This is a genomic window from Bacillus coreaensis (assembly GCF_050586445.1).
GTDB classification, from domain to species: Bacteria; Bacillota; Bacilli; order Bacillales; family Cytobacillaceae; genus Robertmurraya_A; species Robertmurraya_A coreaensis.
The window spans coordinates 121,041-147,160 of the sequence record NZ_JBOCCY010000010.1 but is presented as its reverse complement, the minus strand read 5'-3'; the positions used below and the strand labels follow the sequence as shown (position 1 = coordinate 147,160).

The following is a 26,120-nucleotide window of genomic DNA, read 5'->3' as shown; positions in this document are numbered from 1 at the left end:
TCCCAAAGATCCGCTCGACTTGCATGTATTAGGCACGCCGCCAGCGTTCGTCCTGAGCCAGGATCAAACTCTCCAATAAAGAGTAAGATTAGCTCTTAAAGTTAAAACGTTGGCTAGTGTGTATTTCAACACTAATCATTTTTGTTGACGTATGATTTGTTTAGTTTTCAAAGAACAATTATTACCATCTCGCTCAGAGGCGACTTTATTAATATATCACAGCGTTAATATCATGTCAACACTGTTTTATAAAAACATTTCCGTCAACTACAAAGCCATTTAAACGACATTTCGTAGCGACGGATATTAATATAACAAGAATCCCATCTCAGGTCAATAAAAAAGTGATATTTTTTTACGATAATTTTTCAGCAACTTTATAATATCTATGAAAAACACCTTGTCCCTTTGTTTCCTGATTAACAACCTCAATATATCCTTTTTCTATTAAGTACTCTAATAACATACTTAAATCTACCGAGTATTCTCTCAGCTCATCATGACTTAAGATTTCTTGGAACGCCCAGACGTCCTTTTGCTCTAACACCTCTTGAAGATGCATAATGCCTACTTTTGTTCTTGAATGAATAAGAAACTCACTGGCTAAAAACAATAGTTCAAGCCTTTTTTCAATTGATTCTTCACTCGTTACTAACTCTGAATACAATTTAAAAATTTCCGGTTCAATTTGTTTCACCTGATGCCAAACAGTCACTTCAGGATGAAAGCCGTTTTCGATTACAGCAAGTCTTGCTAAATGATGAAGAGAGTGAACTACATGATTATATGCATCTAAATGATGTTTATTTTCGAAGAACGCTTTCCCATCCATATAGCGACGAATCAATCTTGCAAACTCGAGTCCCATCTTTACCTTTCTACCATAGAAAGGGAATTCCATAAGCTCTTTTTTCAAGTTATGAAGGTACTCATTACGATCGAATTGAATTTTCCCGTTATAAAACCAGTCAAAGATTTTACGATTTGTACCAAGAAGAATCCATTCATTAATTTGCGCTTCTGTTACAACATGTAATGCAGCTTTTTTATTTTCATAGGTGTAATGTTTAATAAAAACCGCTTGTTCCGCTTCCTTTACAACAATAAGTAAAACAGCATCAAACGTATCTGTAGTAGGAATGGATTTTTGTTTTTTCTCTATAAATAAAACACCAAGTGTATTAGCTTGGCTTGCCCGTTCCTGATATAAAGGACGGAGAAAGTCTTCCATAGGAATTCCTCCCAATTCTTGATAGGCTATAATTTCGACGTCGAACATGAAACTCCTTCAAAATAAAAAGTCAAATTTCGACACGAACCTCCTTATTATATATTTATCTCATCAATAATGGTATGATATATTTAGCTTTTAGGAGGGAATAAAAATGGGTAAATACTCTAGCAAAATCAATAAAATTCGTACTTTTGCTCTAAGCTTAATTTTTATTGGATTCATTATTATGTATATAGGAATCTTCTTCAGAACGGCTCCCTTAGTTATGACTTTCTTTATGCTTCTAGGGCTTTTATCAATTATTGCAAGCACCGTTGTATATTTCTGGATTGGAATGTTATCTACGAAGACCGTTCAGGTAGTTTGTCCGAATTGCCAGAAAACAACTAAGGTATTAGGGCGAGTAGATATGTGCATGTATTGTAACGAGCCACTTACTCTTGACCCGAGCTTAACCGGCAAGGAATTTGATGAAAAATATAACCGTAAAAACAGCAAAAAAGCTGACATGTGAGTCAGCTTTTTTTCCATCTTTTCCGCTTAATGAGCTTCTTTAATAGCGCAATCTGGACAAGTTCCGTAAATCTCCATTCGATGGTGACTTACTTTAAATCCTGTAACATGAGATGCTAATTGTTCTACTTCATCAAGACCCGGATAGTGGAAATCAACGATCTTTCCACACTTTTCACAGATCACATGATAATGATGGGTTGTAATAAAATCGAACCTACTGGATGCATCACCGTAAGTAAGTTCTTTTACAAGTCCAACCTCGCGGAATACTCGTAAATTATTGTAAACTGTAGCCACACTCATATTAGGGAATTTTCCTTCAAGAGCTTTATAAATATCATCAGCAGTCGGGTGTGACATGGAGTTTATTAAATATTCAAGTATCGCATGACGTTGGGGAGTAATACGGACTCCAGTTTCTTTTAATGTGTCAAGTGCTTCTTTCAATTGATGCGACACCGCCATGCACCTCTTTCCTAGTAAAAATTATTACTTTATAATATTTACAATTAGTGTACTAATATGTGTTATACTTTGTCAATATTCCTGCCGTGTAAATGATAAATATTTATTCTTGCACTTTTACTAGTACATCATTTATCCCCTTTTGCCTATTTACATATCTTCCTGCTACAAATAACAAATCAGATAGGCGATTTAAATAGGCAATTATCATCGGGTTTACTTGTTCAATATTGACTGCACATCTTTCTGCCCGCCTTACAATTGTCCGTGCCAAATGAAGGGCTGCGGCCGCAGAATTCCCCCCTGGCAAAATAAAATTTTTTAATTCTTTTAGCTTCTCTTCCCACCGATCAATACACACCTCAAGTTCCCTTACATGTTCTTCCGTTACTGTGCTCGTCACTTTCTTTCCTATTGGTGTTGCAAGCTCAGCTCCCACATAAAACAGAGTCGTTTGTATATGACTAAGTGTTTCTTTTATATCCTTCTCTGCTTCTTGATCATCTAGAACCAAAAGACTTAAAGCAAGACCAATCGCCGAGTTGGCTTCATCACATGTTCCATACGCTTCCACTCTTTGGTCACTTTTCTTTACACGCTCACCATAAAGCAAAGATGTTTTTCCTTTATCGCCTGATCTTGTATAGATTTTCATACCCCACCTCTTTAGTTAATTCCTCTTATTACTATATGTATGTAGTTGATATTTCAATTTATTCAAAAGAATGACTAGCACACACATAAAAAAAACAGGCTATGATTAGCCTGTTAAAAAGTATCTGAGGAGGTATGCCCTAATATAATGTATTCACTACTTGTTTATTTGAATGGACAATAGCCTTTAAAAAGAAAATTAGGCAGTAATTTTTTCTTTTAAGAATTGTAATGCCTGTTCCACATGACCTTTCACAGACACTTTTCTCCATTCCTTCACTACGATTCCTTCTTCATTAAGAATAAAGGTTGATCGCTCAATGCCCATGTATTCTTTGCCAAAGTTCTTTTTTAATTTCCATACACCAAATGCTTCTGACAACTTTTGTTCTTCGTCTGCTAATAATAAAAAGGGAAGATCATATTTATCAATAAATTTTTCATGTCTACTCATCGGATCTGTACTTACCCCAATAATAACAGCGTTCAAGTTAGCAAAGCTTTCATGCTGATCTCGAAAATCACATGCTTGTGATGTACAGCCTGGCGTCATATCCTTTGGGTAAAAATACAACACAATATTCTTCCCCTTAAAATCTGAAAGACGAATCGCCTTCCCATTGCTTGCAGGCAATGCTATATCCGGAGCTACTTTTCCTATTACATCCATATATACCCCTCCAATATTCTGTATACAGTTAGCCTATCTAACTTACAAACAAAATACAACTTTGGAGGGGGTATAATTAGTTCTTTTCCATATCAATAACTGCTCTTGCTACAAAGGCAGCAGGAATTGTATACCCTATCAGAGCTTGAAACACCGCTATCCCCCTTGCAATACCAACTGGTGATATATCACCATACCCAACCGAGAAGAGGGTAATCGCACTAAAATAAATACTTGTTGCTAATCTCTCTATATAATGAAAGGAGTTACCTGCTTGGTTCGTTTCAAGCAATACATCGTGACCATGTATTTCTAATAATAGATATAACAAGCCAAAACCAATGGTTACTGTTGCGTAAATAAAGGCAAGAAAGAGAAAATTTTCGAAGGAAACCTGTTTCCCTTTTATTTTATTCGGGACAAATAGCAGTCTTAGGCTCATAAAAAGACACACGAAAATAATTAGTAAAGACAGAGTAAATATCATATTCCTATCCTCTTTTCAAATGAACTCCCTCATTTTACTATACGCGCCTCTTAATTATGTTATGACTGCATGTACACGTTCTTTAGTTCCCAGCTCCTCGATATCTTTTAACTCCCTCATTCCACACAAATACGGATATGGTAAAAAACACAACTCCAATAACAGGGGTCAAAAAGGAATACACATACCATTCTTCTCTTCTTAAGAAAAACGCTGCTGGGTAAACTCCGACAAATGCAAAAGGAAGGATCCATGTGAGCACAAAGCGGATTACCGTGTTATAAATATCTACTGGGTATCTTCCATAATTCCCAATGTTGTACATCATTGGCATAATCGATGTTCTAGCATCTGCCCAAAAGCTGATACAGGCGATAAGAATAAAAACACCTGCATAGACTAGAGCTCCACCTATTACAAAAACTAAGAACAAAAACGGATCGTACCAATTGATAGAAAGTCCGAGCCGGGCACCAGCGTATGCCATAACCACAAAACCTGTAATCGCACCGAATAAAGATTCCAATTCCATTCGTTCTAGAACAATTTGAAACAGGCTGTGTATAGGTCGAGTTAAGATTCTATCCAACTCGCCTTTCACTATATATCGCTCGTTAAAATCCCAAATATTAAAGAAGGAAGAAAATAATGCAAATGGCACGAGAAAGAAGCCATAAATAAAGATAATTTCATCCCGACTCCAGCCGTTTAAAAAATCGGTATGACCAAAAACAACAATAATGAAAATTAAATTTACCGCTTGAAAAAGCAAATCTGACACTAGCTCAACAACAAGATCTGAACGATATTGAAGCCTAGTTTTCAAATATTGTCCAATATACTGTGAAAGCATTTGCAAATAAAACACTCTATTACCCTCCTTGGATGACAAGCATTTTCTTGGCTAATATCCAAAGAGCCTGTATCGGAACGATTAAAATTAACACCCACATACCTTGTAGCATTATTGCTTGTATGGTCTCACTAAACGAGAAACCATTCGTAAATATCATGCTTGGTACATAACTGATTCCTTGAAACGGAAGAAACTTAAGTACCTCTTGAATTCCCTGAGGAAAAAAACTGAGCGGTAATAAAAGTCCAGAAAACAAATCAATAATTACCCGCTTTGCTCGTATGAGACCTGTATTATTAAATAAGAAAAAAGTAGTCATTCCTGTTAATAAATTGATTTGGGTATTTATTAAAAAGCTTAAGACAATGGAAACAAAAAAGAGTGCCCACGTGTACATATCTGCTGAAAAACGAATGGGAAAGATCAATGAAACGATAAGCATTCCAGGAACAGAAAAGAAAAACAAACGGAAAATCCCCTCGCCTAGCCCCTGCATGGTCTTCATCGTTAAGTAATTATAAGGTCGAATTAATTCAACAGCTACCTTTCCTTCCTTAATTTCCATAGCCATTTCTCGGTCAATATTATTAAAATAAAACGCCCGTGCCATCCAAGCGACCGCCACATAGGTAGTCATTTGGAGAACCGATAAGCCCTCAATCGTCTCCTTGCCCCCATAAATAGCCTTCCATAAAAAATAATAGGCACCGATATTAATACTATAAATTAAGATACCTGTGTAATAATTAGTACGGTACGCTAACATCATTAAGAATCTTATTCGTATCATCTCAATATACTTTTCCATACTATACTTCACCTTTCTCATAAATCTTACGGATAATTTCTTCAGTAGAAACCTCCATAATCTTCACATCTTTTATTTGAAAGGAAGAAATAACTGTGGCAATCAAATCCGAGACCGCATTCGCTTCATCGGTCGTATAGGCAGTAAAAAGCTGCTCTTTTTCTTCTATCTCCCATTTAACAGGTAGCTCACGAGTTACCTTCTCTAAGACCGAAAGCTCAACACTCTCTAAAAATTGAAATTGAACCTCTTTTCCTTCACCCCATGTTTCCTTTAAGTTTTTCAAAGCTCCATCGTAAATAATATTTCCTTCATCAAGCATAACGACACGGTCACAAAGCGCTTCAATATCCGTTAAATCATGTGTAGTTAACAGGATGGTCGTATTATATTTTTCATTTATTTCCTTTAAGAAATCACGAATTTTTAGTTTTACGAGCACATCAAGTCCGATGGTTGGTTCGTCTAAGAATAATAGCGGTGGATTATGTATGAGAGCAGCAGCAAGCTCACAGCGCATCCGTTGGCCTAACGATAACTTTCGAACAGGCTTATCCAGAAGTGGTTCAATATCCAGTGTTCGGATGACATGCCCCATGTGGCGGTCATACTCTTCATCGGAAACTTTATAAACCTTTTTTAATAAACGAAAGGACTCTTGGACCGCAATATCCCACCAAAGCTGTGAGCGCTGTCCAAATACTACACCAATTGTCTGTACAAAAGCCTCCCGTTCTTTATGAGGATTCATCCCATTTACTACCACATCACCTGCAGTTGGTGTTAATATACCTGTTAACATTTTAATTGTGGTTGATTTACCAGCTCCGTTCTCACCGATATACCCAACCATTTCTCCTTGCTTAACGGAAAAGCTAACATCATTTACCGCACGAAGCACTTTATAATTTCTCGAAAATAAGTCTCTAAACGCTCCCTTAAGACCCGAACGTGAAGAATACGATTTAAATTCTTTTCTTAATCCATGTACTTCAATAGCATTTTTCATCTTGTTTCCTCCATATCTATCAAACACAAATCTTAGTGTACCCAAACCACTATCTCTTCTCAACCAAATACACTTAGAGAAAAAATTCGCTATAGTTGTACATAAGGGAAAAAGGACAAAAACATGCTAAAATAAGGTCATTCGATTTAACTAGGAGGAGAAACATGCAATTTACGAATTCTGAACGATTACATAATGAAGCATTAGAGGTTATTGTTGGCGGGGTGAATAGTCCCTCCCGCTCCTATAAAGCCGTCGGAGGCGGTGCACCAGTCGTTATGGAAAGAGCAAACGGTGCTTATTTCTGGGACGTTGATGGCAATCAATACATTGATTATTTAGCAGCTTACGGTCCCATTATCACTGGACATGCACACCCACATATTACAGAAGCAATAAAAAGAGCAGCTGAATCTGGTGTACTATACGGAACACCTACTCCTCATGAGGTAAAGTTTGCAAAAATGCTTCAAGAGGCAATGCCCAACTTAGAAAAAGTTCGATTTGTCAATTCTGGGACTGAAGCAGTTATGACGACCATCCGTGTTGCTCGTGCTTATACAGGGAGAGATAAAATTATTAAGTTTGCTGGTTGTTATCATGGACACTCCGATCTTGTTCTTGTCGCTGCAGGGTCAGGACCATCTACTCTAGGCACTCCGGATTCAGCGGGTGTACCAAAATCAATAGCTCAAGAAGTCATTACTGTTCCATTTAATGATATAGAACCATTTAAGGCAGCTTTAGAAAAATGGGGTGATGAAATTGCTGCCGTTCTAGTTGAGCCGATCGTCGGTAACTTTGGAATTGTTGAACCAGTAGAAGGATTTCTACAGCAAGTGAATGATCTGACTCATGCAGCAGGCGCTCTTGTAATCTACGATGAAGTAATTACTGCCTTCCGTTTTATGTATGGCGGCGCACAAGATCTATTAGGAATCCAACCTGATTTAACAGCATTAGGGAAAATTATTGGTGGTGGGCTTCCAATCGGCGCATATGGAGGTAAAAAAGAAATTATGGAAAAGGTTGCCCCCCTAGGTCCTGCTTACCAAGCTGGTACAATGGCAGGTAACCCCGCCTCCATTCTTTCAGGCATAGCTTGTCTAGAAGTGTTAAAACAAGATGGAGTGTATGAATATTTAGACGGATTAGGCGCCTTGCTCGAGGAAGGTATTTCACAAGCAGCGAAGGAACACAACATCTCCATCTCCATTAACCGTTTAAAAGGGGCATTAACGATTTATTTCACGGACGAAAAGGTTATTAATTACGAACAGGCTGAAAACACCGACGGTGAGATGTTCGGGAGATTTTTCAAGCATATGCTTCATCAAGGAATCAACCTTGCACCTTCTAAGTATGAAGCATGGTTTATTACGATCGCCCATACACAAGACGATATTGAGGCAACCCTTCATGCGGTTAACAATGCCTTCGAGCTATTAAAGAACGAATAATTATTCATGTTTTTATACATTACGGAACTTTACAAAGGTTCCGTTTTTTTCTATTTACATTATGAAAACGCTTCCATTGCTAGTGTAAGACTCTTAATTTCCAATATTTTTTCCTTTTTCCCTATCCAACTTTTTGCATATTTAATTGATTTCTGAAAATTCATATGATATCATAAATTAAACAATTTTGTTTTATGTTCGACCTTTCTTGCAGCCAGTGACACTTCCCAAAGAAGGTAAAGATCAAGGTATTAACCCCAACCTTTAAACACTGACTTGCTAAACCAACGTTTGTATCCGTGATTTTTTAAATTCATTCTTAACAAATAGATCTTTGATCAGGAGGTGAAACGGCTTTTGAGGGACAGAGCATTCCCGATTAGCCGAAAAGTATGACAGAACAATGGACCCCTTCTTTATTTAAAGAATTCTACCGCGAAGAGCATGATGCATGCGGTATTGTATCTAGCTTAGAAAAATCAAATAAGCCTACAAAAGAGAATATCTTTAATTGTATCAATGCACTTGTCACCATGAATCACCGAGCAGGATTTATTAACGGAGAAGGCGATGGAGTAGGGATTCACATTGATATCCCTAAAGCATTGTGGAAAGAAAAGCTAACAAATGCGGGAGCTGACCAAAGCATCGTTGACAATGACAACTTTGTTGTAGGTCATATCTTCATTAGCAGTAAACACACTCCTGAAGAAATTAAAACAGACTTGATTGCAAAATTAAAAGATTCTAATTTTACTATTGTTTTTGAATCAGATGAAGTAACAAATTCTTCTGCACTAGGACCTATTGCGATTCAAGAAAATCCTGTGTTCTGGCAGTTTGCTGCTTTAGCAGATGTTTCCGGCCAAGAGCTTTCTAACAAGCTTTTTAACATGACTATCGATTTTGAGAAAAATGAAAATGTACATGTAGCTTCGTTAAGCCAATATCATGCTGTTTATAAGGTAATGGGTGCAGGTGATATTCTTCCGAAGTACTATGCTGACTTAGCAAATCCTATTGTTGCTTCTACTATGACACTTGGACACAACCGTTACTCCACTAATACGTTGTCTAGCTTTTTCCGTGTTCAGCCTTTCAGTGTTCTTGGACACAATGGAGAAATCAACACCATTGCTAAGCTAAGAGACGAAGCTCGTTTAATCGGTGTACCTCTTGTAAAAGATGGTAGTGACTCACAAGACTTAAGTAGAACACTTGAAACATTGATTTGTCGTGATGGTTACTCATTATTTGAGGCGCTGGACCTAGTCTTCCCTCCAATCGTGAACGAAATCAAATCATACCCTGAACATTTACAAGATTTATATACTTATATGCGTGAGGCGTGGGGACATTTCGCACAAGGACCTGCTGGTATTATCTCTCGTTTTGGTGACGAAGCAGCATTTAGTGTTGATGCCCTTGGATTACGTCCACTTTGGATGCTTGAGACAGAAACATCATACCTGTTCTCTTCAGAACCAGGAATCATTCCATCAAGTGAATACGTAAACGAACCAAAGCCATTAGCACCAGGTGAAAAAGTAGGTTTCAAGTGGGATGGCGACACATTAAAGCTTTATGAGCATGATGATTACCAAGCTGCTGTATACGAAAGATTTTCTAGTCGTTGCGACATTAAGGATGCAAGACTACGTCTTGAAACACCAGCTCTTGAGAAAAATGTATCAATGAACTACCCAACAAAATTACACAACGGACAATACAAAGCATTTGGCTGGGAGCGTGACCACGTTCAGTTAGTAGAACAGATGGCGGAAAAAGGTGTTGAACCTATCCGTTCTTTAGGGCATGACTCACCATTAGCTTCTTTAAATCCTGATCGTAAAAATCTGGCTGACTATATTAAAGAGAGCGTAGCGGTTGTTACGAATCCAGCAATCGACCGTGATCGTGAAACAGAACACTTCTCAACTCGCGTAATCATCGGCCAAAGACCTTCTTTATTCGAAAATAATAAAAAAGGGAATGTAGTAGAATTAACTACTCCTATTTTAATAGAAGGATCAGCTGGTTATGAGATTAGTAAAGAACTGAATCAACCTAGCTATGATCAATTAACGAATCATTTTGGACAACAAAAGCTTGTAGCTTATATTTCAACAACTATTAAGGCTGATGAGACAGTTGCTGAAGCTTTATCTCGACTACAAACAGAAGCTGTTGAGGCTGTAAATAGCGGAAAAACACTTCTAGTCCTTGACGATAACCATGCACATCATGATGGTCAGTTCTGGCTTGATCCTCATTTGGCAACGTCAGCTATTGATCAAGCACTTGTAAAAGCAGAGGTTAGAAGAAATTGTTCCCTTCTCCTTCGTTCTGCTGCTATCCGTTCTTTACATGATGTGATTGTTGCATTTGGTTTTGGAGCAGATTTAATTAGTCCTTACTATATGTTTATCACTGTATTAGATGAGTCAACAAAACCATTGGTTAACTTATACTCTGCCCTTACAAAAGGACTAGAGAAAGTAATTTCTACTATTGGTATCCATGAGCTACGTGGATATAGCCGTTTGTTCTCAGCTATCGGATTACACGATGAAATCGCAAATGCACTTAAAGTCGTTAATTTCTTTGGTTCTGTGCATTCCGTGCATAATTTTGAAACACTAAAAGAAGATGCCATTGCAAGAGCCACTGACTACCATAATGAAAAGGAAAGAATCGGAAAAACATTCAACCTCTTCCCGCGTATTTGGAAAGCAATTGGAGAAGTTGCTTCCACTGGAGACTACACTCCATTAAAGGAGAAAATCTCTGAGCAAGAAGAGCAGAATCCAGTAACGATTCGTCACTTAACAAGTTTAAAGAAAGTAAAGTCATCTGTAAAAGCAGCAGATGTTAGCTTAAAAGTAGGAGATCATGATCTTCCATTCGTTATCGCTTCTATGTCTTTCGGTTCTCAAAACGAGATTGCTTTCCGCGCTTATGCTGAAGGGGCAGATCGACTTAACATGGTTAGCTTAAATGGTGAGGGCGGAGAGATTAAGGATATGCTTGGTAAATATCCACGTACACGTGGACAGCAAGTAGCTTCCGGTCGTTTCGGAGTTAATGCTGAATTATTAAACTCTTCTAACCTACTTGAAATTAAAATTGGCCAAGGCGCGAAGCCTGGTGAAGGTGGTCACTTACCTGGATCAAAGGTAACTGCGAAAATTGCTGAAGCACGTAATGCAACGATCGGTTCTGACTTAATCTCACCTTCTAATAACCATGATATTTATTCAATTGAAGATTTGGCACAAATGATTCATGAATTAAAAACAGCTAATGACAAAGCAAAAGTGGCTGTAAAAGTTCCTGTTGTACCAAACATCGGAACAATCGCAGTTGGTATCGCAAAAGCTGGTGCAGATATTATTACCTTAAGTGGATTTGACGGCGGAACAGGTGCAGCTAGAATTCACGCCCTTCAACACGTTGGTCTTCCAGTGGAAATCGGTGTTAAAGCAGCTCATAATGCTCTTCTTGAAGCAGGACTAAGAGATCATGTAGAGCTTTGGGCTGACGGTGGAATTAAGAGTGTTCAAGACGTTATTAAGGTAATGCTTCTTGGAGCTAACCGTATTGGTTTCGGAACACTGTCTATGATTGCTATCGGATGTACCACTTGCCGTGGATGTCATCTAGATACATGTCACGTTGGAATTGCGACTCAAATCGATTCCGAAGCACAAGCTAAAGAACATGGTTTAAGACGTTTCGTTCCAAGACAGTCTGATTTAGCAGTTCAAGCGATCGTAAACTTCTACACAGCATTTGCCAATGAGCTGAAGGAGCTTACTGCATCACTTGGAGTGAAAAATCTTCAAGACATCGTTGGTCGCTCTGACCTACTTGAACAATCAAAGGGTCAAGATCAACTGAACTTAACTTATTTATTAAAGCCACTTGAAATTGGTCAACTTCATCATAAAGAAGCAGCTGCTACTGCCGAAGAAAAGCAGCTTCAAGTTGCAGTTGGTGCAGAGTATTTAGATGCAAGTGTTGATGAGTTACACCAATCTCGTGAGTTCCATAGTGTTACATCTGAACAAAGAGTATTAGGTAGCCGAGTATCTTGTCACCGCGTTCGTGGTCGCTTAGACGGATCATACCGCAACCTTCCTCCTGTTCAATTGAAGTACAAGAAAGGCTCTATCCCTGGAAATGGCTTAGGTGCTTATAACAGCGATGGAATCAGTATTGAAGTGAACGGTGGCGCACAAGACGGTACAGGAAAGACATCTGTTGGTGGAAAAATCCTTATCTTTAAAGCTCAAGGGAAAAACGGCAAGTACTTGAATGGTTCTGTTGGTAAAGGATTTGGATACGGAGCACAGCATGGTCTATTAGTTGCACAAGGAAACGCCGATGCTCGTGCGGGAATTCGTCTATCTGGTGCTGATATTATTATCGGCGGTCAAGTAACGAAACCAATTCCAACTGTTGAAAATGGAAATATTGGAGCAAGAGCAAATATTAAAGGATTTGCCTTTGAATACATGACAAATGGCCGCGGCCTTGTTCTAGGTGATCCAGGACCATGGATTTGTGCAGGTATGACTGGTGGAGTTGTTTACTTAAGACATCAACCAGAAATGGGCTTATCAAAAGATGCGTTACAACGAAGAATTGCTAAAGGTGCTAAAGTCTCCATCACTAATTTAACAGAAGAAGGCAAGCAAGATATCAAGGATCTATTAGGTCAATATGTTGCATTGCTTCATGAGCAAGGTCAAGAAGCAGAAGCTAATCAACTTGCAGAACTTTTAAAGCAACCTGAACAGCACTTCGTTCAAGCAATACCAGTTAAAGAGCAAGCAGATCCATCTGTTTCTACAGAGTGATTTTTAAAAGAGCTTGTACAAAAAAATGCCCCTTTTTGTGGGCATTTTTTTGTGTAATAAAAGCTTACAAAATAATATTGCATAAAAAACATAAAATATATAAAAAATCATATAAATAACCCTTGAACTTACATTTTAATCACTGTATAGTACATTATTGTTATTAAAACTTATCAGTAGTAGAAAGGAATTATTTACTTATGAAGCTTGGCGCCCGCATTCTAAAGACGGGAATTGCAATTGTTTTATCTTTGTTTCTTGCGGAGGTTTTCCAATTACCTTCCCCTGTTTTCGCTGGAATTGCTGCAATTTTTGCTTTACAACCCACCGTATACCGATCTTATTTAACGATTATTGAACAAGCACAAGGGAATTTAATTGGTGCCGTTATTGCCGTATTATTTGTTTTAACACTTGGAAATAACATAGTTATCATTGGCCTAGCAGCTATTATTGTCATTCTTATCAATCTTAAATTAAATATAGAAAAAACCATTCCACTTGCACTTGTTACCATTATCGCAATTATGGAAAACCCTAGTGATACATTTATTGAATTCGCGATTATTCGTTTTTCTACCATTATGCTTGGTATTTTTGCTGCCTTTATTGTTAATTTAGTATTCCTACCACCTAAATACGAAAATAAGCTGTTCTTTAAAATATCAAATATGATGGATGAAATCACTCGCTGGATACGAATGAACACGAGGAATGCCTCCGATCATCATTTGCTAAAGAATGATATTGAAAAATTAAAAGATATGGTGATCAAACTCGAACAATTATATATTTTATATAAAGAAGATCGAAATTATTTTAAGAAGAATGATATTGTTAAGGCACGGAAGCTTGTCATTTATCGTCAAATGATTTCGACAACCAAACGAGCACTCAATGTGTTAAAAAGGCTTCATCGTTATGAAAATGAACTTTCTCAGCTACCAGAAGAGTTTAAACTAGAACTTCAGCAGCAACTTGATTGTTTAATTGATTCTCATGAACAAATCATGTATCGATTTGCCGGTAAGGGAAAAATGCCACCAAATCATGAGGTTGGCAACTTCTGTTTGAATAGAAAAGACTTATTTAATTTATTTCTTTCTCAACAAGATAAACTAAATGAGCACGAAAACGACAATGTCTTTTTTCATACGATGCAAGTTGTTTCCGCAATGGTAGAGTACGACGAAACTTTAGAGCATCTTGACGTTCTTGTTAACAGCTTCCATTCGTATCATAAAGAAGTCAACGAAGTGAAATTCGAGGAAATTCAAGATTAATATAGGAAAAAGCAGCTGATTTTTATCAGCTGCTTTTTGTTAGTTCTTCATTCGAGGATCTAGTGCGTCTCGTAAACCATCCCCCATTAAGTTAAATCCAAGAACGGTCAACATGATGGCAAGCCCAGGGAAAATCATTGTCCACGGTGCTTGTATTAGAAATGTTCTTGCATCCGCAAGCATTTTCCCCCATTCTGGGTTTGGTGCCTCCGCTCCAAGTCCTAAAAAACCTAATGCTGCAGCTTCAATAATTGCAGTTGCTATAGCTAATGTTCCTTGTACAATGATTGGAGCCATACTATTCGGCAACACGTGATGAAATAAAATACGGGAGTTTTTCATTCCCACAGCTTTTGCTGCCATAATATATTCTTCCTGCTTAACCGTTAATACTCTTGATCGAATTAAACGGCCAAAGTTCGGAATATTGATAATGGCAATGGCAATTAGTGCATTACGTAAAGATGGACCAAGAACAGCCACGATTGCAATTGCTAGTAGAATACTTGGGAAAGCTAGCATAATATCAAATGTTCTTGAGATAATCGTATCAACCCACTTACCATAATATCCTGCTAATATTCCTAGTAAACAACCAACGACGATCGATCCTAAAACGGCTAAAAAGCCGACCCATAAGGAGATTCTTGCCCCATATACAACTCTTGAGAAAATATCACGACCAAAATCATCCGTTCCGAACCAATGATCACTCGATGGTGGTAACAAACGGTTAGACAGCATTTGTTCCTTAAACGTATATGGTGCGATTAAAGGTGCAAAGATGGCGACCAAAATAAAGAAGATAACTATGAACGCTCCAATTACTGCAAGCTTATTCTTTTTAAAACTGATCCAAGCTTCCAGCCAGGGTGAAACAACCTTCTCGTCTGTTCCAATAATGGGCTGATCATTTTTTTGTGTAGAAAGTTCCATTAAAGCCCCTCCTTTCAATTAATGGTACTTAATTCGAGGATCTATTGCTGCATATAATAAGTCGATGACTAAGTTAATCATGACAAATATAAAAGCAATAACTAGTACTCCAGACTGCACTACCGGATAGTCACGGTAACCAATCGCTTCATAAATATAACGACCAATTCCCGGCCAACTAAATATTGTTTCTGTAAGTATCGCACCACCTAATAATAGCCCTGTTTGTAGTCCAATTATGGTCAAAACTGGAATGATAGCATTTTTTAATGAATGCTTGTACACAACCCAAAACATCTTTAATCCTTTTGCACGTGCCGTACGGATAAAATCTGAACGCATAACTTCAAGCATGGTTGAACGCGTGATTCTTGCAATGATTGCCATTGGAATTGTGGCTAACGCGATGCTAGGAAGAACAAGATGTTTAATAACCTCAACAAGCTGATCAGTTCTCCCTTGAATGATGGTATCAATAATATAAATATTAGTTATAGCAGTAACCGGATTTCTTACTTCTTCCCTGCCCGAAGTTGGAAGCCAATCTAAATTTATAGCAAATACCCATTGTTCCATTAAACCAAGCCAAAAGATCGGCATGGATACACCAATTAGTGCTAATACCATGGCTACATAGTCAAACCATGAATTTTGGAACCATGCACTGATGATTCCTGCATTAACTCCAATCACAACTGCTATTAACATCGCACAGAAGGAAAGCTCAATGGTGGCCATTAAATAAGGGATCATTTCTTCAGAAATAGGAGCTTTTGTTCGAATTGACTCACCCAGATCTCCTGTTAACAAGTTTCCTAGATAATGAAAATACTGAACGAACCATGGCTGATCAAGTCCCAATTGTTTCGTTAATGCCTCAACTGCCTCCTTAGTTGCAAGCTGACCTAGAATTAACTGAGCAGGATCACCCGGTATCGCTCGAATCATAAAAAAGACAACTAATGATAAGCCAAGAAGAACTGGAATCAAGGAAAATAAACGTTTTACTGTATAAGTAAGCATAGTCCACCTCGCTTCAATTTAGGGTGAGTAGAGTGAAAAAAGGGAGCGAAACTCCACTCCCTTTTCCTCATACATTATTTGAATTCAACCGTAGAAAGAATATCAGAACCAGTTGGATGCGGAAGGAAGCCAGTAATATTCGCTTTTCCTGCTAAAGCTGGTTGTGAGTGTACCAGTGGAATCCATGGAGCATCTTCTTTAATTAATACTTGAGCTTCTTTATAAAGCTTCTCACGCTCAGCTTGGTCAGCTGTAGATTGTGCTGCTACCAATAGATCGTGAACTTCTTGGTTTTGATAATAAGAGTAGTTATTGCTTCCGATGCTGTCTTGGTCAAGTAATACATATAAGAAGTTATCAGCATCACCATTGTCACCTGTCCAGCCAAGTAGGAATGTATCTGCTTCTCCAAGGCGAGCCTTGTCTAAATAAGTACCCCACTCATAAGTAACAATTTTAGCTTTTACTCCGATTGCTTCGAAGTTAGCTTGTAGTGCTTCTGCAACCTTTTGGCCATCTGGCATATAAGGTCTTGCTACAGGCATAGCCCAAAGCTCCATTTCAAATCCATCTTCATAGCCAGCTTCTTTTAAAAGTTCTTTCGCTTTTTCAGGATCATACTCATAATCAACTACATCGTCATTGTACCCAGCAACAACTGGAGGCATTGGGTTCTTCGCAGGTTCCGCAGCTCCTGCGTAGAATGCATCAATAAGAGCTTCTTTGTCTACAGCATAGTTAAGCGCTTGGCGAACTAATTTTTCCTTTAACGGACCACGTGTACTTGTTAAACCAAGGTAAGCAATGTTTAAAGATGGACGGTAGAATGTTTGTAAATCGGCATTTGCCTCAATTGTTCCAACATCCGAGAAGTTTACACCATCAATTAGGTCCACTTCACCTGAAGATAATGCATTTAATCGTGCAGAATTATCAGGAATCGCACGGAAAATAACTTGGCTAAGCTTCGGTAATCCTTCTTGCCAGTATTCTTCATTTTTTACGATTGTAATTTTGTCATTACGCTTCCACTCTTTAAATACGAATGGACCTGTTCCAACTGGATTTTCCATGAACTTATCGCCATATTCTTCAATTGCAGCAGGGCTCGCAATCGCGAATGGACTCATAGCTAAGTTTTTATAAAATGGTGCTAATGGAGAATTAAGAACAAATTCAACTGTGTAGTCATCTACCACTTTCACTTCTTTGATACGATCACCGAATTGAGAGTTATAGTAATAGTATTGTTCTTTATCACCACTTGCCCAGCGGTCAAAGTTAAACTTAACAGCTTCTGCGTTAAAATCTGTTCCGTCATGGAACTTGATCCCTTCACGTAGCTTTAATGTATAAGTTAATCCATCTTCACTATTTGACCACTCTGTTGCTAATCCTGGAGCAAGTTCAGTGTCTTGTTCTCCGAATTCAATCAAAGTTTCAAAAATGTTCTTTGTTACTTTAAAAGATTCACCGTCAGTAGCAGTAGCTGGGTCTAGTGAAACCGAATCGCCACCACGTCCAAAAACTAATGTATCAACCGCAGCTTCCTCGCTTTCTGAACCTTCTCCCTCTGAAGTAGACTCATTAGCTGTGTTCTTGCTACTACATCCGACCAATGCTAATGAAAGCATAAGGATAAAAGCAAGGAACATAAGACTAGTACGTTTTTTCAATGTTTTTCCCCCTCTTAATCTGAGAGTTCACTACTCTCTTTTTTTATTTATCATCCATGCCTTAAATCACTTTTTTAGTAAAGGTGACATGCGGCAAAGTGACCAGGTTCGACTTCTTTCATTTCGGGTCTTGTTGTTTTACAAATATCCATACAATCCCTGCAGCGTGTGTGAAACGCACAACCCAGTGGAGGGTTAGATGGGCTTGGGAGATCTCCGCTTAAAAGCTCCCGATCCTTTTTAATATCAGGATCAGGAATGGGAATGGAATCAAGTAAAGCCCTCGTATACGGATGGAGAGGCTTTTCGTAAAGCTTCTCTGATTCAGTAATCTCTACTAATCTACCTAAATACATAACTCCTACCCGATCACTAATATGTTTGACTACTCCAAGATCATGAGCAATAAAGATATAGGTTAAACCAAAGTCCTTTTGCAGATCCTCAAGAAGGTTTAACACCTGTGATTGAATGGATACATCAAGTGCTGAAACAGGTTCATCAGCAATAATAAGTTTTGGTTTGGTCATTAATGCACGAGCAATTCCAATCCGTTGCCTTTGACCACCGCTGAATTGATGCGGATATCTCTTCGCATGGTAGCTGCTCAAACCAACCACCTCAAGCATTTCTCTCACTCTTCTCTTCCGCTCTTCCTTATCACCAATTCCATGAACGATAAGCGGTTCTTCGAGAATCTTTTCAACCGTATGTCGAGGGTTAAGAGAGGCAAAAGGGTCCTGAAAAACCATTTGAATTTCTTTTCTCATTTTTCTCATGGCATTTGAATTAAGACTTGTTAATTCTTGATCCTCAAAGACAACCTTTCCCTCTGTCGCCTCTAGCAAACGCATTAATACACGGCCAGTTGTTGATTTACCACAACCAGATTCACCAACAAGACCGAGCGTTTCTCCCTTTCGAACATAAAAACTAACATCATCAACTGCTTTTACATGGCCGACTGTTTTTCCAAACAAGCCTCCTGTAATAGGAAAATATTTTTTTAGATTATCCACTTTCAATAAAACATCAGTCATGAGCAACAACTCCTTCATGGAGGAAGCATCTTACACTCTGACCATTACCCAATTGATAGAGTTTCGGATCCTCGATGTAACAACGATCGTGTGCCTTATCGCAGCGGGCTGCGAAACGACATCCTTTTTGTATGGATCCAGGCTTCGGAACGTTCCCAGGAATGGAATAAAGCCGCTCCTGTTTCTCTCTAACATCTGGTACTGATTGTAATAGTCCCATCGTGTATGGATGCTTTGGATTTTTGAATATATCTCTTACTTCTGCTTCCTCAACAATTTTCCCCGCATACATGACAATAACTCGCTGACAAAGGTCTGCGACTACTCCTAGATCATGAGTAATCATGACAATTGCTGTATCCAGTTTTTCGTTCAAATCCTTCATTAACGCTAGAATTTGCGCCTGTATTGTAACATCCAATGCGGTTGTCGGCTCGTCGGCGATTAATAGTCGTGGGTGACAGGAAAGGGCCATCGCAATCATGACACGCTGTCTCATGCCACCTGATAGCTGATGAGGGTATTCATCGATTATTTGTTCAGCACGAGGAAGTCCAACTAGCTTTAACATCTGGATCGCTTCGCTTCGTGCTTCTTTTTTATTCATTTTCTTATGTATTCGAACTCCTTCTATTAATTGATTTCCTATTGTAAAAAGCGGATTAAGGGAAGTCATCGGCTCTTGGAAAATCATTGCTACTTCATTTCCTCTTATTTCACGCATCCTTTTCTCAGAAGCTTGAACAAGATTTTCACCATTTAACCAGATCTCACCATTTGTTATTTTCCCTGGCGGCTGTGGAATGAGCTTCATAATCGACAAGGAAGTCACGCTTTTTCCACATCCTGATTCACCAACAATCCCCAGAATCTCTCCCTTATTTACCGAGAAGCTGATTTGGTCAACAGCAGGAATCTCTCCATCTGAGGAAAAGAAGGTCGTCTGGAGCTGTTTTACATCTAATACTGGAGTTTGACTCACAAAGTTACTCCTCTCTTACTGAATATTCAATTCATTCTTTTTTTTCATTTTATTCTATAAATACTGGTAAGTCTACAACTTTTTCTCAATCTTACTAATTTTTAGAATAATATGTTAACATAGTAATTTTTTCTTGCCATACTCTCTATCATATGAATACCTCATAGAAGAAATGACAAAAAGCCCCCGAAGGTTTCTCCCTCGGGGGTGATATTAATGCTCCAATTGTTGAATTTGGAATAATTTATAGTAATTCCCTTGCTTTTTCATCAGTTCTTCATGCTTCCCGATTTCAGAAATCTCCCCATTTTCTATCAAGACTATTCGGTCTGCATGAGTGATTGTAGACAATCGGTGAGCAACAATAAAGGTTGTTCGGTCCTTTGCAAGCTTCTCAAAAGCCTCTTGAATTAATGCTTCACTTTCTAAATCTAAAGCCGAAGTGGCCTCATCCATTACAAGAATTGGCGGGTTTTTAATAAATACTCTAGCAATTGCAATCCGTTGCTTTTGCCCACCCGAAAGCTTGACGCCTCTTTCACCGACCTTTGTTTCGTACCCTTCTGGTAGGTTCATGATAAATTCGTGAGCATTCGCTGCCTTGGCAGCTGCAAGTACCTCTTCATCTGTAGCTCCAGGTTTAGCTAGTAAAATATTCTCTTTAACTGAATCACTAAACAAAATACTATCTTGTAACACCATTCCAATTTTATCTCTTAGTGAACGGACTTGTAAGGAACGGATATCTTGTCCATCTAAATAAATTGCTCCACCTGTCACATCATAAAACCTAGGAATTAAGCTAATTAAAGAGGATTTACCTCCACCACTCATACCTACGAGTGCAATGGTCTCCCCTGGTGTTACTTCGAGATTTATGTTTTTTAATATATCTTGTTCATTCTTATTGTATCGAAAATAGACATTTTGGAAGTGGACATTTCCAACCACATTGGTACATTCAACTGCATCCGGTGAATCATCAATATCATATTTTTCATCCACAAATTCAAACACACGATCCATGGAAGCAATAGATTGTGTTAATGTCGTGGACGAATTAACCAATCTTCGTAACGGATTGTACAAACGATCAATATATGCAATAAACGCCACCATTTCTCCAATAGAAAGATCTCCTTGAACAACCTGATACCCTGAATATCCGATCACAATGAGCGGAGCGATGTCTGTTATCGTATTTACAACTGCAAAGGCTTTTGCATTCCACTTTGTATGGTCTAGCGCTTTTATAAGAAAATTCCTATTTTGCTTATCAAAACGGTCCTGTTCATAGTCTTCTACTGCAAAGCTTTTAATAACTGACATTCCTTGAACTCTCTCATGGAGAAAGCTTTGTACTTCAGCAAGAGCCTGAGACCTTTTTCTGGTAAGTCCCCGTAAATTACCGAAAAAATACTTTACGGAAAAGGCGTAAAAAGGAAACAAAACAAGTGAAACAAGTGTTAACTTAACATCCATCATCATCATTAAGATGATCGCTATTGCTATTGTGGCCATATCAAGCCATAAATTCATTAGTCCGGTAATGACAAATGTTTTTGTTTGCTCCACGTCATTAATCACACGTGAGATAACTTCTCCCGCTTTGTTATTTGAATAAAATTTAAAACTCAATTTTTGAATATGCGTGTACAACTTGTCTCTTATATCGTATAAAATCTTACTAGCAACCCATTGGGCATAGTATTGTCGATAGTATTCAATTGGCGGTCTTGCGACAACAAAAATTACCATCATAATGGCCATGATCATAAATAGCTTACTCGTTTTTTCTTCTGCCGATAATGTTTGATTACCAACGATATCATCTAGGACATATTTGATTAAAATCGGAATTAATAGCGGTATGACAAACTTAATGATTCCAATAATGATTGTCCCGATGATTTGTAATCGATAAGGTTTTACAAAGTGTAAATACCTTCGAATGCTACTCATCCTGACACCCTCCATTCAGCTCTTACTTACATAAAGAAAAACCTGTTGCAACTAGTGACAACAGGCGTTTTCTTTCGTTAAATGATTACCGTCTGTATGTTAAATATCTTTCGTACCATGTATCAATAAAATCAGGTGCAAAGGGTCCTTTTCGCTGACGAATCCAACTAATCAGGTTGTCCACATTTGCGCGAAGAATTTTATCAATGACTTCCGGGTAGTTCATCTCAATACGATGACGCTCGTACTCATCCTCGTCTAACAGATTAAAAGTCATATCAGGAAACACTTTAATATCAAGGTCATAGTCAATGTATTTTAATGCTTCTCCATCAAAAATAAATGGGGAGCTTATGTTGCAATAATAATACACTCCATCTTCACGTATCATTCCGATGACATTAAACCAGTATTGAGAATGGAAATAACAAATTGCTGGTTCTCTAGTTATCCATGTTCTTCCATCCGATTCAGTTACGATGGTACGGTCATTTCCACCAATGACTAATCCTTGCGTTCCCTTTAATACGGTAGTCTCCTCCCATACTCGATGGATGTGACCATTATGTTTGTAACTATGTATTTGGATCGGTTCACCTTCCATGGGTACGCCCATTTTTCTCCCTACTTTCATTAATCGAACGCTCCCGAAACCTAAAAAATGCTAATATAATAAAAGTTTTCCTCAAAAGGTTACAAAGAACATTTCCTGTTTTCTACTATTATAACGGTAAAACATCGAATTTAAAACAAAGAGCCCTTGAAATTTCTCAAAGGCTTTATAATTTACGTATAAAATTAGTTGAATTGTGTTAATTTTTCTCTTTTTATCTTTTCAAAGCTATTTCTGCTTCCTGATATGAGCGAATAAGCTCCTCCGTTTGCCTTTCGAAAATATGATGAATTTCCCGCAAATCCTGCTTCATTTGCTGAATCTCATCCTGAATACTTTCCAAATTCGCATGCTTTTGCAGCAGTTTCAATTCATCTTCAATTTCTTGACAGCGTTCAAGCTCTGTTTGTATGTATAGTAGCTTTTCCATTGTAGCCATTTGTTCACCAACTAATCGTGAAAAATCACTCACCTTTGCCCACCGCCTTCTTTTTCGATATATATACTATTCGGTAAGGTTCATGAGTTTCCTTTGACTAGTTATGTAGACCTATCAGAAGTTTTGTCGAACACCGAAAAGAGGAAGCGCCTTGTTTAGCCCCGACAAGCATAAGACGAATCACGTAGGAAGGCCTGCCTTCTGGAGGGATTTGGCTTATGACCTCGAGGGGCTAGGCGCTGGAGCTGGACACAGAAAAGCGGAAGCGCCCGTTTAGCAACGTATGGACTGGAGAGCTTCGACTGAGATAAAGGAAACACGGAGAGCGCAAGCGATTCGATGTTGACTTATCGTAGGGAGAAGATCGAAGTACACTAGTTGCTGGGCGCTGGAGCTGAACACCGAAAAGCGGAAGCTCTTAAAATAAATAAGGTGCTCTTTCCGATTAGAAAGAGCACCTTATTGTGGTTAATATTAAGAGTTTTGGCCCTTGCGAGATTCAGCTTGAGCGTTTTGTTGTCTTACTTCTTGTGCGTTAGTTTCGCTAGCGAACTCAGTACCGTATTGGCCTTGTCCAGCTGATGCAGCGTTTTGTTGTCTCACTTCTTGAACGTTAGTTCCAGATTGAGTTTTGTTTGGTTGCTTTGCCATTGTAATCACCTCCACAGAGATTAATTTATCCAAGAGGTGATGGGTCTATCCCAAAGAATTTTTTTCCAATTTTTACTACACTAAAAGAGAAATTCCTCCATCAACGATAATCGTTTGGCCACGAATCATATCGGAACCATCACTTAACAAGAACATGATCGTGTTTACCATATCATCAATTTCAACCATTCTCCCAGCAGGTGTTTTTTGTCTTGCTTCTTCCAACATTTCTTCGCGATTTGGAAAATGAAGAAGTGCCTCTGTATCAATTGCCCCGCCTGAAACAGCGTTCACTCGAATGTTCTTTGGTGCTAGTTCCACAGCTAAATAACGCGTAAGTGCTTCAAGAGCTGCCTTTGATACACCAACAGTTGTGTAATTTTCCAAATAGCGAATGGATCCAAGTGAGCTAATACTCACAATTTTTCCTCCATCATTTTTCTCCATCAGTTTTGCTGCTTCCTGTGCACAAAATAAGAGTGCCTTGCTATTAATATTCATTGTCCATTCCCAGTGAGATTCTTCAAGTTCCATGGCTGGGCGAAGAACACCTGAAGCGGCATTACTTACAAATATATCGAGTCTTCCAAAATGAGCATCAATTTCTTCAAACATGGTTTTGATTTTACTAACATCGCCTACGTTTGCTTTAACAACCAATGCCTTTCTACCAAGTGCCTCAATTTCTGCTGCAGTTTCTAGTGCCGCTTTTTTGCTGCGAGCATAGTTAACGACAATATCGTATCCTTCTTTTGCTAATCGTAGGGCAGTTGCTTTTCCAATCCCTCTACTACTTCCTGTAATTAGTGCAACTTTATTTGTCATATGTACATTTCCCTTCACTTTCTGATAATTTCTCTTTTATATGAATAGTTCACAAATAAGATTACCACAATACATCTATAAGAAAAATAGAGGATGTGTGAGACAATGTATGTAGGTCGAGATATGACTGAACTCTCAATGATACCAAAAACGGATTGGAAAAATGAAGAGCTAGCTTTTTTCCATCACTCGCTTCAACAAATTATGCCATATTTAAATTCAGAAGGTGTAACCATCCATCGAGAGATTATTAAGGAAATCGAAGGGCGAGGTGGGCTTCATCGAAATGAAGCCGACTGGACGCATGGAACTAGGATTTCTTACGACTAAAGATAAGCGGAAGAAAAAACGCCACAAGCTAGTGGCGTTTACTCTTTTTTATAAAATTGACGCAGCATTTTCTGATGGGAAACCGGAAAGGCAAAGCCTTCTATTTCATCCTGGTCAACAAGCTTCAAAGTATCAGATGTTGTGATAGGTGCTAATAAGGTTCCTTCATACACATTAATATTCCATACAAGATGAGAAAAGACATGTTCAATATGGCCGACAAGCTCCCCTATATCACATAGAATTTCATATTCTTCCTTAAGATTAGATACTAACTGTTCTCTATCTCCTAAAACAGGAAGATGGATTTCGACGTTTGGAAACTGCCATAAATTCGCAAGCAAACCGGATGAAGGACGCTTTTGAATAACGGTTCGTCCCTCAGCATCTTTCAGAACAACCGCTGCAAGTTGAACCTTTCGTTGTTTTTTCGCCTTTGTTTTAACAGGTAATTCGTTTTGAGTTCCTTCCTCGAAGGCATGACAGTGCTCACGGACCGGACAGAGCAAGCACGATGGTGAAGTTGGGGTACAAATTAATGCGCCTAGCTCCATTAATGCTTGGTTGAAATAAGATGGGTTTTCATGTGAAATAAAGGCACGAACAGCTTCCTCGAATACTTTTCTACTGGATGCTTTTGCAATATCATCCCAAATCGAAAGAATCCTGGAAAATACTCGCATTACGTTTCCATCGACGGCTGGTTCTGGTACTCCATAGGCTATGGATAGAATAGCTCCTGCCGTATAGGGGCCGACACCTTTTAAGCTAGAAATTTCCTTTGGTGTATTTGGTACTTTTCCTCCATACTGCTCATGAACCTCTCGAACCGCTGATTGAAGATTACGGACTCTAGAGTAATAACCTAACCCTTCCCAAGCCTTTAATACTTTTTCTTCATCAGCATTAGATAATGCTTCAATTGTAGGGAACTCTGTAATAAATCGGTTAAAATACGGAATAACTGTATCAACCCTTGTTTGCTGAAGCATAATCTCTGATACCCAGACTTTGTAAGGATCTTGGTCTTTCCGCCAAGGAAGGTCTCTTTGCTCTCTCTCAAACCAGCTGATTAAATCCTTTTGAAATTCTTCCTTATTTATATTTGTAACGTTTTTTAAAGAATTAGACATTTTTTTGCCTCCAAAAATTTAAACAAGTACATACTAAGGGCATATAATAGCTTATCCCATTCATTTTTTACGAAATTTTAAAATTCGGACCGTGATTTACAGTAAATGTTACAACTACTTTAAAGTAACGATTTATCACTACTTTTACAAGAAAATTATTGATAAAATTAAGATAAGAGAAGGATTAAATATTTCCTAAAAAGGAG

At 38.3% G+C, this 26,120-nt stretch carries 24 protein-coding genes and 1 rRNA gene; 5 read left to right on the top strand and 20 right to left on the bottom strand.

The window, feature by feature from the left end; translation table 11 throughout:
• Both ACQ5H4_RS16010 and ACQ5H4_RS16005 read right to left on the bottom strand, forming a co-directional pair.
• A 16S ribosomal RNA gene (locus ACQ5H4_RS16010) occupies window positions 1–79 on the bottom strand; the annotation flags it as partial.
• Between the two features lie 276 nt (window positions 80–355).
• Window positions 356–1,231 (bottom strand): nucleotidyltransferase-like protein, encoded by an 876-nt coding sequence (locus ACQ5H4_RS16005; RefSeq protein ID WP_430775999.1) that lies wholly within the window; start codon window positions 1,229–1,231, stop codon window positions 356–358.
• Between the two features lie 154 nt (window positions 1,232–1,385).
• Here ACQ5H4_RS16005 and ACQ5H4_RS16000 point away from each other — a divergent pair, with 154 nt between their 5' ends.
• Window positions 1,386–1,748, top strand: coding sequence for a YgzB family protein (locus tag ACQ5H4_RS16000; RefSeq protein ID WP_430775998.1), 363 nt, complete (start codon window positions 1,386–1,388; stop codon window positions 1,746–1,748).
• 26 nt (window positions 1,749–1,774) lie between these two features.
• On the opposite strand, the gene perR is transcribed toward ACQ5H4_RS16000, so the two are convergent.
• The 7 genes from perR to ACQ5H4_RS15965 all read right to left on the bottom strand — a co-directional run bounded on the left by perR (window position 1,775) and on the right by ACQ5H4_RS15965 (window position 6,699).
• The gene (gene perR, locus ACQ5H4_RS15995; protein WP_119707042.1) at window positions 1,775–2,215 is read right to left on the bottom strand and encodes a peroxide-responsive transcriptional repressor PerR; all 441 of its coding nucleotides are present in this window, start codon (window positions 2,213–2,215) and stop codon (window positions 1,775–1,777) included.
• A gap of 103 nt (window positions 2,216–2,318) precedes the next feature.
• Window positions 2,319–2,870: a cob(I)yrinic acid a,c-diamide adenosyltransferase gene (locus tag ACQ5H4_RS15990; protein WP_430775997.1), complete on the bottom strand. Its 552-nt coding sequence runs from the start codon at window positions 2,868–2,870 to the stop codon at window positions 2,319–2,321.
• Between the two features lie 198 nt (window positions 2,871–3,068).
• Window positions 3,069–3,539, bottom strand: coding sequence for a thioredoxin-dependent thiol peroxidase (bcp, locus tag ACQ5H4_RS15985; RefSeq protein WP_430775996.1), 471 nt, complete (start codon window positions 3,537–3,539; stop codon window positions 3,069–3,071).
• A gap of 76 nt (window positions 3,540–3,615) precedes the next feature.
• Window positions 3,616–4,026 carry an ion channel gene (locus tag ACQ5H4_RS15980; protein ID WP_430775995.1) on the bottom strand — a complete coding sequence of 137 codons (411 nt, stop codon included), beginning with the start codon at window positions 4,024–4,026 and terminating at the stop codon, window positions 3,616–3,618.
• An 82-nt stretch (window positions 4,027–4,108) separates the two neighbouring features.
• On the bottom strand, window positions 4,109–4,879 hold the full coding sequence (locus ACQ5H4_RS15975; protein WP_430776007.1) for an ABC transporter permease: 771 nt from the start codon (window positions 4,877–4,879) through the stop codon (window positions 4,109–4,111).
• A 19-nt stretch (window positions 4,880–4,898) separates the two neighbouring features.
• A complete protein-coding gene (locus tag ACQ5H4_RS15970; RefSeq protein ID WP_430775994.1) occupies window positions 4,899–5,690 on the bottom strand; it encodes an ABC transporter permease in 792 nt (263 codons plus the stop codon).
• Between the two features lies 1 nt (window position 5,691).
• Window positions 5,692–6,699 carry an ABC transporter ATP-binding protein gene (locus tag ACQ5H4_RS15965; protein ID WP_430775993.1) on the bottom strand — a complete coding sequence of 336 codons (1,008 nt, stop codon included), beginning with the start codon at window positions 6,697–6,699 and terminating at the stop codon, window positions 5,692–5,694.
• 164 nt (window positions 6,700–6,863) lie between these two features.
• Here ACQ5H4_RS15965 and ACQ5H4_RS15960 point away from each other — a divergent pair, with 164 nt between their 5' ends.
• The 3 genes from ACQ5H4_RS15960 to ACQ5H4_RS15950 all read left to right on the top strand — a co-directional run bounded on the left by ACQ5H4_RS15960 (window position 6,864) and on the right by ACQ5H4_RS15950 (window position 14,304).
• Window positions 6,864–8,159 (top strand): glutamate-1-semialdehyde 2,1-aminomutase, encoded by a 1,296-nt coding sequence (locus ACQ5H4_RS15960; RefSeq protein WP_430775992.1) that lies wholly within the window; start codon window positions 6,864–6,866, stop codon window positions 8,157–8,159.
• Between the two features lie 392 nt (window positions 8,160–8,551).
• Entirely contained in the window at window positions 8,552–13,021 is a 4,470-nt protein-coding gene (locus tag ACQ5H4_RS15955) for a glutamate synthase-related protein (protein ID WP_430775991.1), read from the top strand.
• A 200-nt stretch (window positions 13,022–13,221) separates the two neighbouring features.
• Window positions 13,222–14,304 (top strand): FUSC family protein, encoded by a 1,083-nt coding sequence (locus ACQ5H4_RS15950; RefSeq protein WP_430775990.1) that lies wholly within the window; start codon window positions 13,222–13,224, stop codon window positions 14,302–14,304.
• A gap of 39 nt (window positions 14,305–14,343) precedes the next feature.
• Here the strand turns inward: ACQ5H4_RS15950 and ACQ5H4_RS15945 are convergent, their stop codons facing one another.
• From ACQ5H4_RS15945 to fabL, 10 genes are all read right to left on the bottom strand, one after another.
• A complete protein-coding gene (locus ACQ5H4_RS15945) occupies window positions 14,344–15,240 on the bottom strand; it encodes an ABC transporter permease (protein ID WP_119707034.1) in 897 nt (298 codons plus the stop codon).
• Window positions 15,241–15,258: 18 nt separating this feature from the next.
• Window positions 15,259–16,263 (bottom strand): ABC transporter permease, encoded by a 1,005-nt coding sequence (locus tag ACQ5H4_RS15940; protein WP_430775989.1) that lies wholly within the window; start codon window positions 16,261–16,263, stop codon window positions 15,259–15,261.
• Window positions 16,264–16,337: 74 nt separating this feature from the next.
• On the bottom strand, window positions 16,338–17,939 hold the full coding sequence (locus ACQ5H4_RS15935) for an ABC transporter substrate-binding protein (RefSeq protein ID WP_430775988.1): 1,602 nt from the start codon (window positions 17,937–17,939) through the stop codon (window positions 16,338–16,340).
• Window positions 17,940–18,013: 74 nt separating this feature from the next.
• Window positions 18,014–18,979, bottom strand: a complete 966-nt coding sequence (locus ACQ5H4_RS15930; protein WP_430775987.1) for an ABC transporter ATP-binding protein — start codon at window positions 18,977–18,979, stop codon at window positions 18,014–18,016.
• A complete protein-coding gene (locus tag ACQ5H4_RS15925) occupies window positions 18,972–19,961 on the bottom strand; it encodes an ABC transporter ATP-binding protein (protein ID WP_430775986.1) in 990 nt (329 codons plus the stop codon). The genes ACQ5H4_RS15930 and ACQ5H4_RS15925 overlap by 8 nt, the downstream gene beginning before the upstream one ends.
• Before the next feature lie 213 nt (window positions 19,962–20,174).
• The gene (locus ACQ5H4_RS15920; protein ID WP_430775985.1) at window positions 20,175–21,923 is read right to left on the bottom strand and encodes an ABC transporter ATP-binding protein; all 1,749 of its coding nucleotides are present in this window, start codon (window positions 21,921–21,923) and stop codon (window positions 20,175–20,177) included.
• Between the two features lie 85 nt (window positions 21,924–22,008).
• Window positions 22,009–22,539 carry a nucleoside tri-diphosphate phosphatase gene (ntdP, locus tag ACQ5H4_RS15915; protein ID WP_119710494.1) on the bottom strand — a complete coding sequence of 177 codons (531 nt, stop codon included), beginning with the start codon at window positions 22,537–22,539 and terminating at the stop codon, window positions 22,009–22,011.
• 211 nt (window positions 22,540–22,750) lie between these two features.
• Complete coding sequence (locus tag ACQ5H4_RS15910; protein ID WP_430775984.1) at window positions 22,751–23,008, bottom strand: YgaB family protein; 258 nt, start codon at window positions 23,006–23,008, stop codon at window positions 22,751–22,753.
• Between the two features lie 441 nt (window positions 23,009–23,449).
• Complete coding sequence (locus ACQ5H4_RS15905; RefSeq protein WP_430775983.1) at window positions 23,450–23,626, bottom strand: gamma-type small acid-soluble spore protein; 177 nt, start codon at window positions 23,624–23,626, stop codon at window positions 23,450–23,452.
• Between the two features lie 75 nt (window positions 23,627–23,701).
• Entirely contained in the window at window positions 23,702–24,451 is a 750-nt protein-coding gene (gene fabL / locus ACQ5H4_RS15900) for an enoyl-[acyl-carrier-protein] reductase FabL (RefSeq protein WP_391559559.1), read from the bottom strand.
• A 105-nt stretch (window positions 24,452–24,556) separates the two neighbouring features.
• Here fabL and ACQ5H4_RS15895 point away from each other — a divergent pair, with 105 nt between their 5' ends.
• Window positions 24,557–24,781, top strand: coding sequence for a hypothetical protein (locus ACQ5H4_RS15895; RefSeq protein ID WP_251520240.1), 225 nt, complete (start codon window positions 24,557–24,559; stop codon window positions 24,779–24,781).
• Between the two features lie 38 nt (window positions 24,782–24,819).
• Here the strand turns inward: ACQ5H4_RS15895 and mutY are convergent, their stop codons facing one another.
• Window positions 24,820–25,914 carry an A/G-specific adenine glycosylase gene (gene mutY / locus ACQ5H4_RS15890; protein ID WP_430775982.1) on the bottom strand — a complete coding sequence of 365 codons (1,095 nt, stop codon included), beginning with the start codon at window positions 25,912–25,914 and terminating at the stop codon, window positions 24,820–24,822.
• Window positions 25,915–26,120 lie beyond the last annotated feature (206 nt).

Bases quoted from the DNA above. Each gene is read 5' to 3' on its own strand.
- ACQ5H4_RS16005 (WP_430775999.1), bottom strand. From the start codon at position 1,231: ATGGAAGACTTTCTCCGTCCTTTATATCAGGAACGGGCAAGCCAAGCT.
- ACQ5H4_RS16000 (WP_430775998.1), top strand. From the start codon at position 1,386: ATGGGTAAATACTCTAGCAAAATCAATAAAATTCGTACTTTTGCTCTA.
- perR (WP_119707042.1), bottom strand. From the start codon at position 2,215: ATGGCGGTGTCGCATCAATTGAAAGAAGCACTTGACACATTAAAAGAA.
- ACQ5H4_RS15990 (WP_430775997.1), bottom strand. From the start codon at position 2,870: ATGAAAATCTATACAAGATCAGGCGATAAAGGAAAAACATCTTTGCTT.
- bcp (WP_430775996.1), bottom strand. From the start codon at position 3,539: ATGGATGTAATAGGAAAAGTAGCTCCGGATATAGCATTGCCTGCAAGC.
- ACQ5H4_RS15980 (WP_430775995.1), bottom strand. From the start codon at position 4,026: ATGATATTTACTCTGTCTTTACTAATTATTTTCGTGTGTCTTTTTATG.
- ACQ5H4_RS15975 (WP_430776007.1), bottom strand. From the start codon at position 4,879: ATGCTTTCACAGTATATTGGACAATATTTGAAAACTAGGCTTCAATAT.
- ACQ5H4_RS15970 (WP_430775994.1), bottom strand. From the start codon at position 5,690: ATGGAAAAGTATATTGAGATGATACGAATAAGATTCTTAATGATGTTA.
- ACQ5H4_RS15965 (WP_430775993.1), bottom strand. From the start codon at position 6,699: ATGAAAAATGCTATTGAAGTACATGGATTAAGAAAAGAATTTAAATCG.
- ACQ5H4_RS15960 (WP_430775992.1), top strand. From the start codon at position 6,864: ATGCAATTTACGAATTCTGAACGATTACATAATGAAGCATTAGAGGTT.
- ACQ5H4_RS15955 (WP_430775991.1), top strand. From the start codon at position 8,552: ATGACAGAACAATGGACCCCTTCTTTATTTAAAGAATTCTACCGCGAA.
- ACQ5H4_RS15950 (WP_430775990.1), top strand. From the start codon at position 13,222: ATGAAGCTTGGCGCCCGCATTCTAAAGACGGGAATTGCAATTGTTTTA.
- ACQ5H4_RS15945 (WP_119707034.1), bottom strand. From the start codon at position 15,240: ATGGAACTTTCTACACAAAAAAATGATCAGCCCATTATTGGAACAGAC.
- ACQ5H4_RS15940 (WP_430775989.1), bottom strand. From the start codon at position 16,263: ATGCTTACTTATACAGTAAAACGTTTATTTTCCTTGATTCCAGTTCTT.
- ACQ5H4_RS15930 (WP_430775987.1), bottom strand. From the start codon at position 18,979: ATGACTGATGTTTTATTGAAAGTGGATAATCTAAAAAAATATTTTCCT.
- ACQ5H4_RS15920 (WP_430775985.1), bottom strand. From the start codon at position 21,923: ATGAGTAGCATTCGAAGGTATTTACACTTTGTAAAACCTTATCGATTA.
- ntdP (WP_119710494.1), bottom strand. From the start codon at position 22,539: ATGGGCGTACCCATGGAAGGTGAACCGATCCAAATACATAGTTACAAA.
- ACQ5H4_RS15905 (WP_430775983.1), bottom strand. From the start codon at position 23,626: ATGGCAAAGCAACCAAACAAAACTCAATCTGGAACTAACGTTCAAGAA.
- fabL (WP_391559559.1), bottom strand. From the start codon at position 24,451: ATGACAAATAAAGTTGCACTAATTACAGGAAGTAGTAGAGGGATTGGA.
- ACQ5H4_RS15895 (WP_251520240.1), top strand. From the start codon at position 24,557: ATGTATGTAGGTCGAGATATGACTGAACTCTCAATGATACCAAAAACG.
- mutY (WP_430775982.1), bottom strand. From the start codon at position 25,914: ATGTCTAATTCTTTAAAAAACGTTACAAATATAAATAAGGAAGAATTT.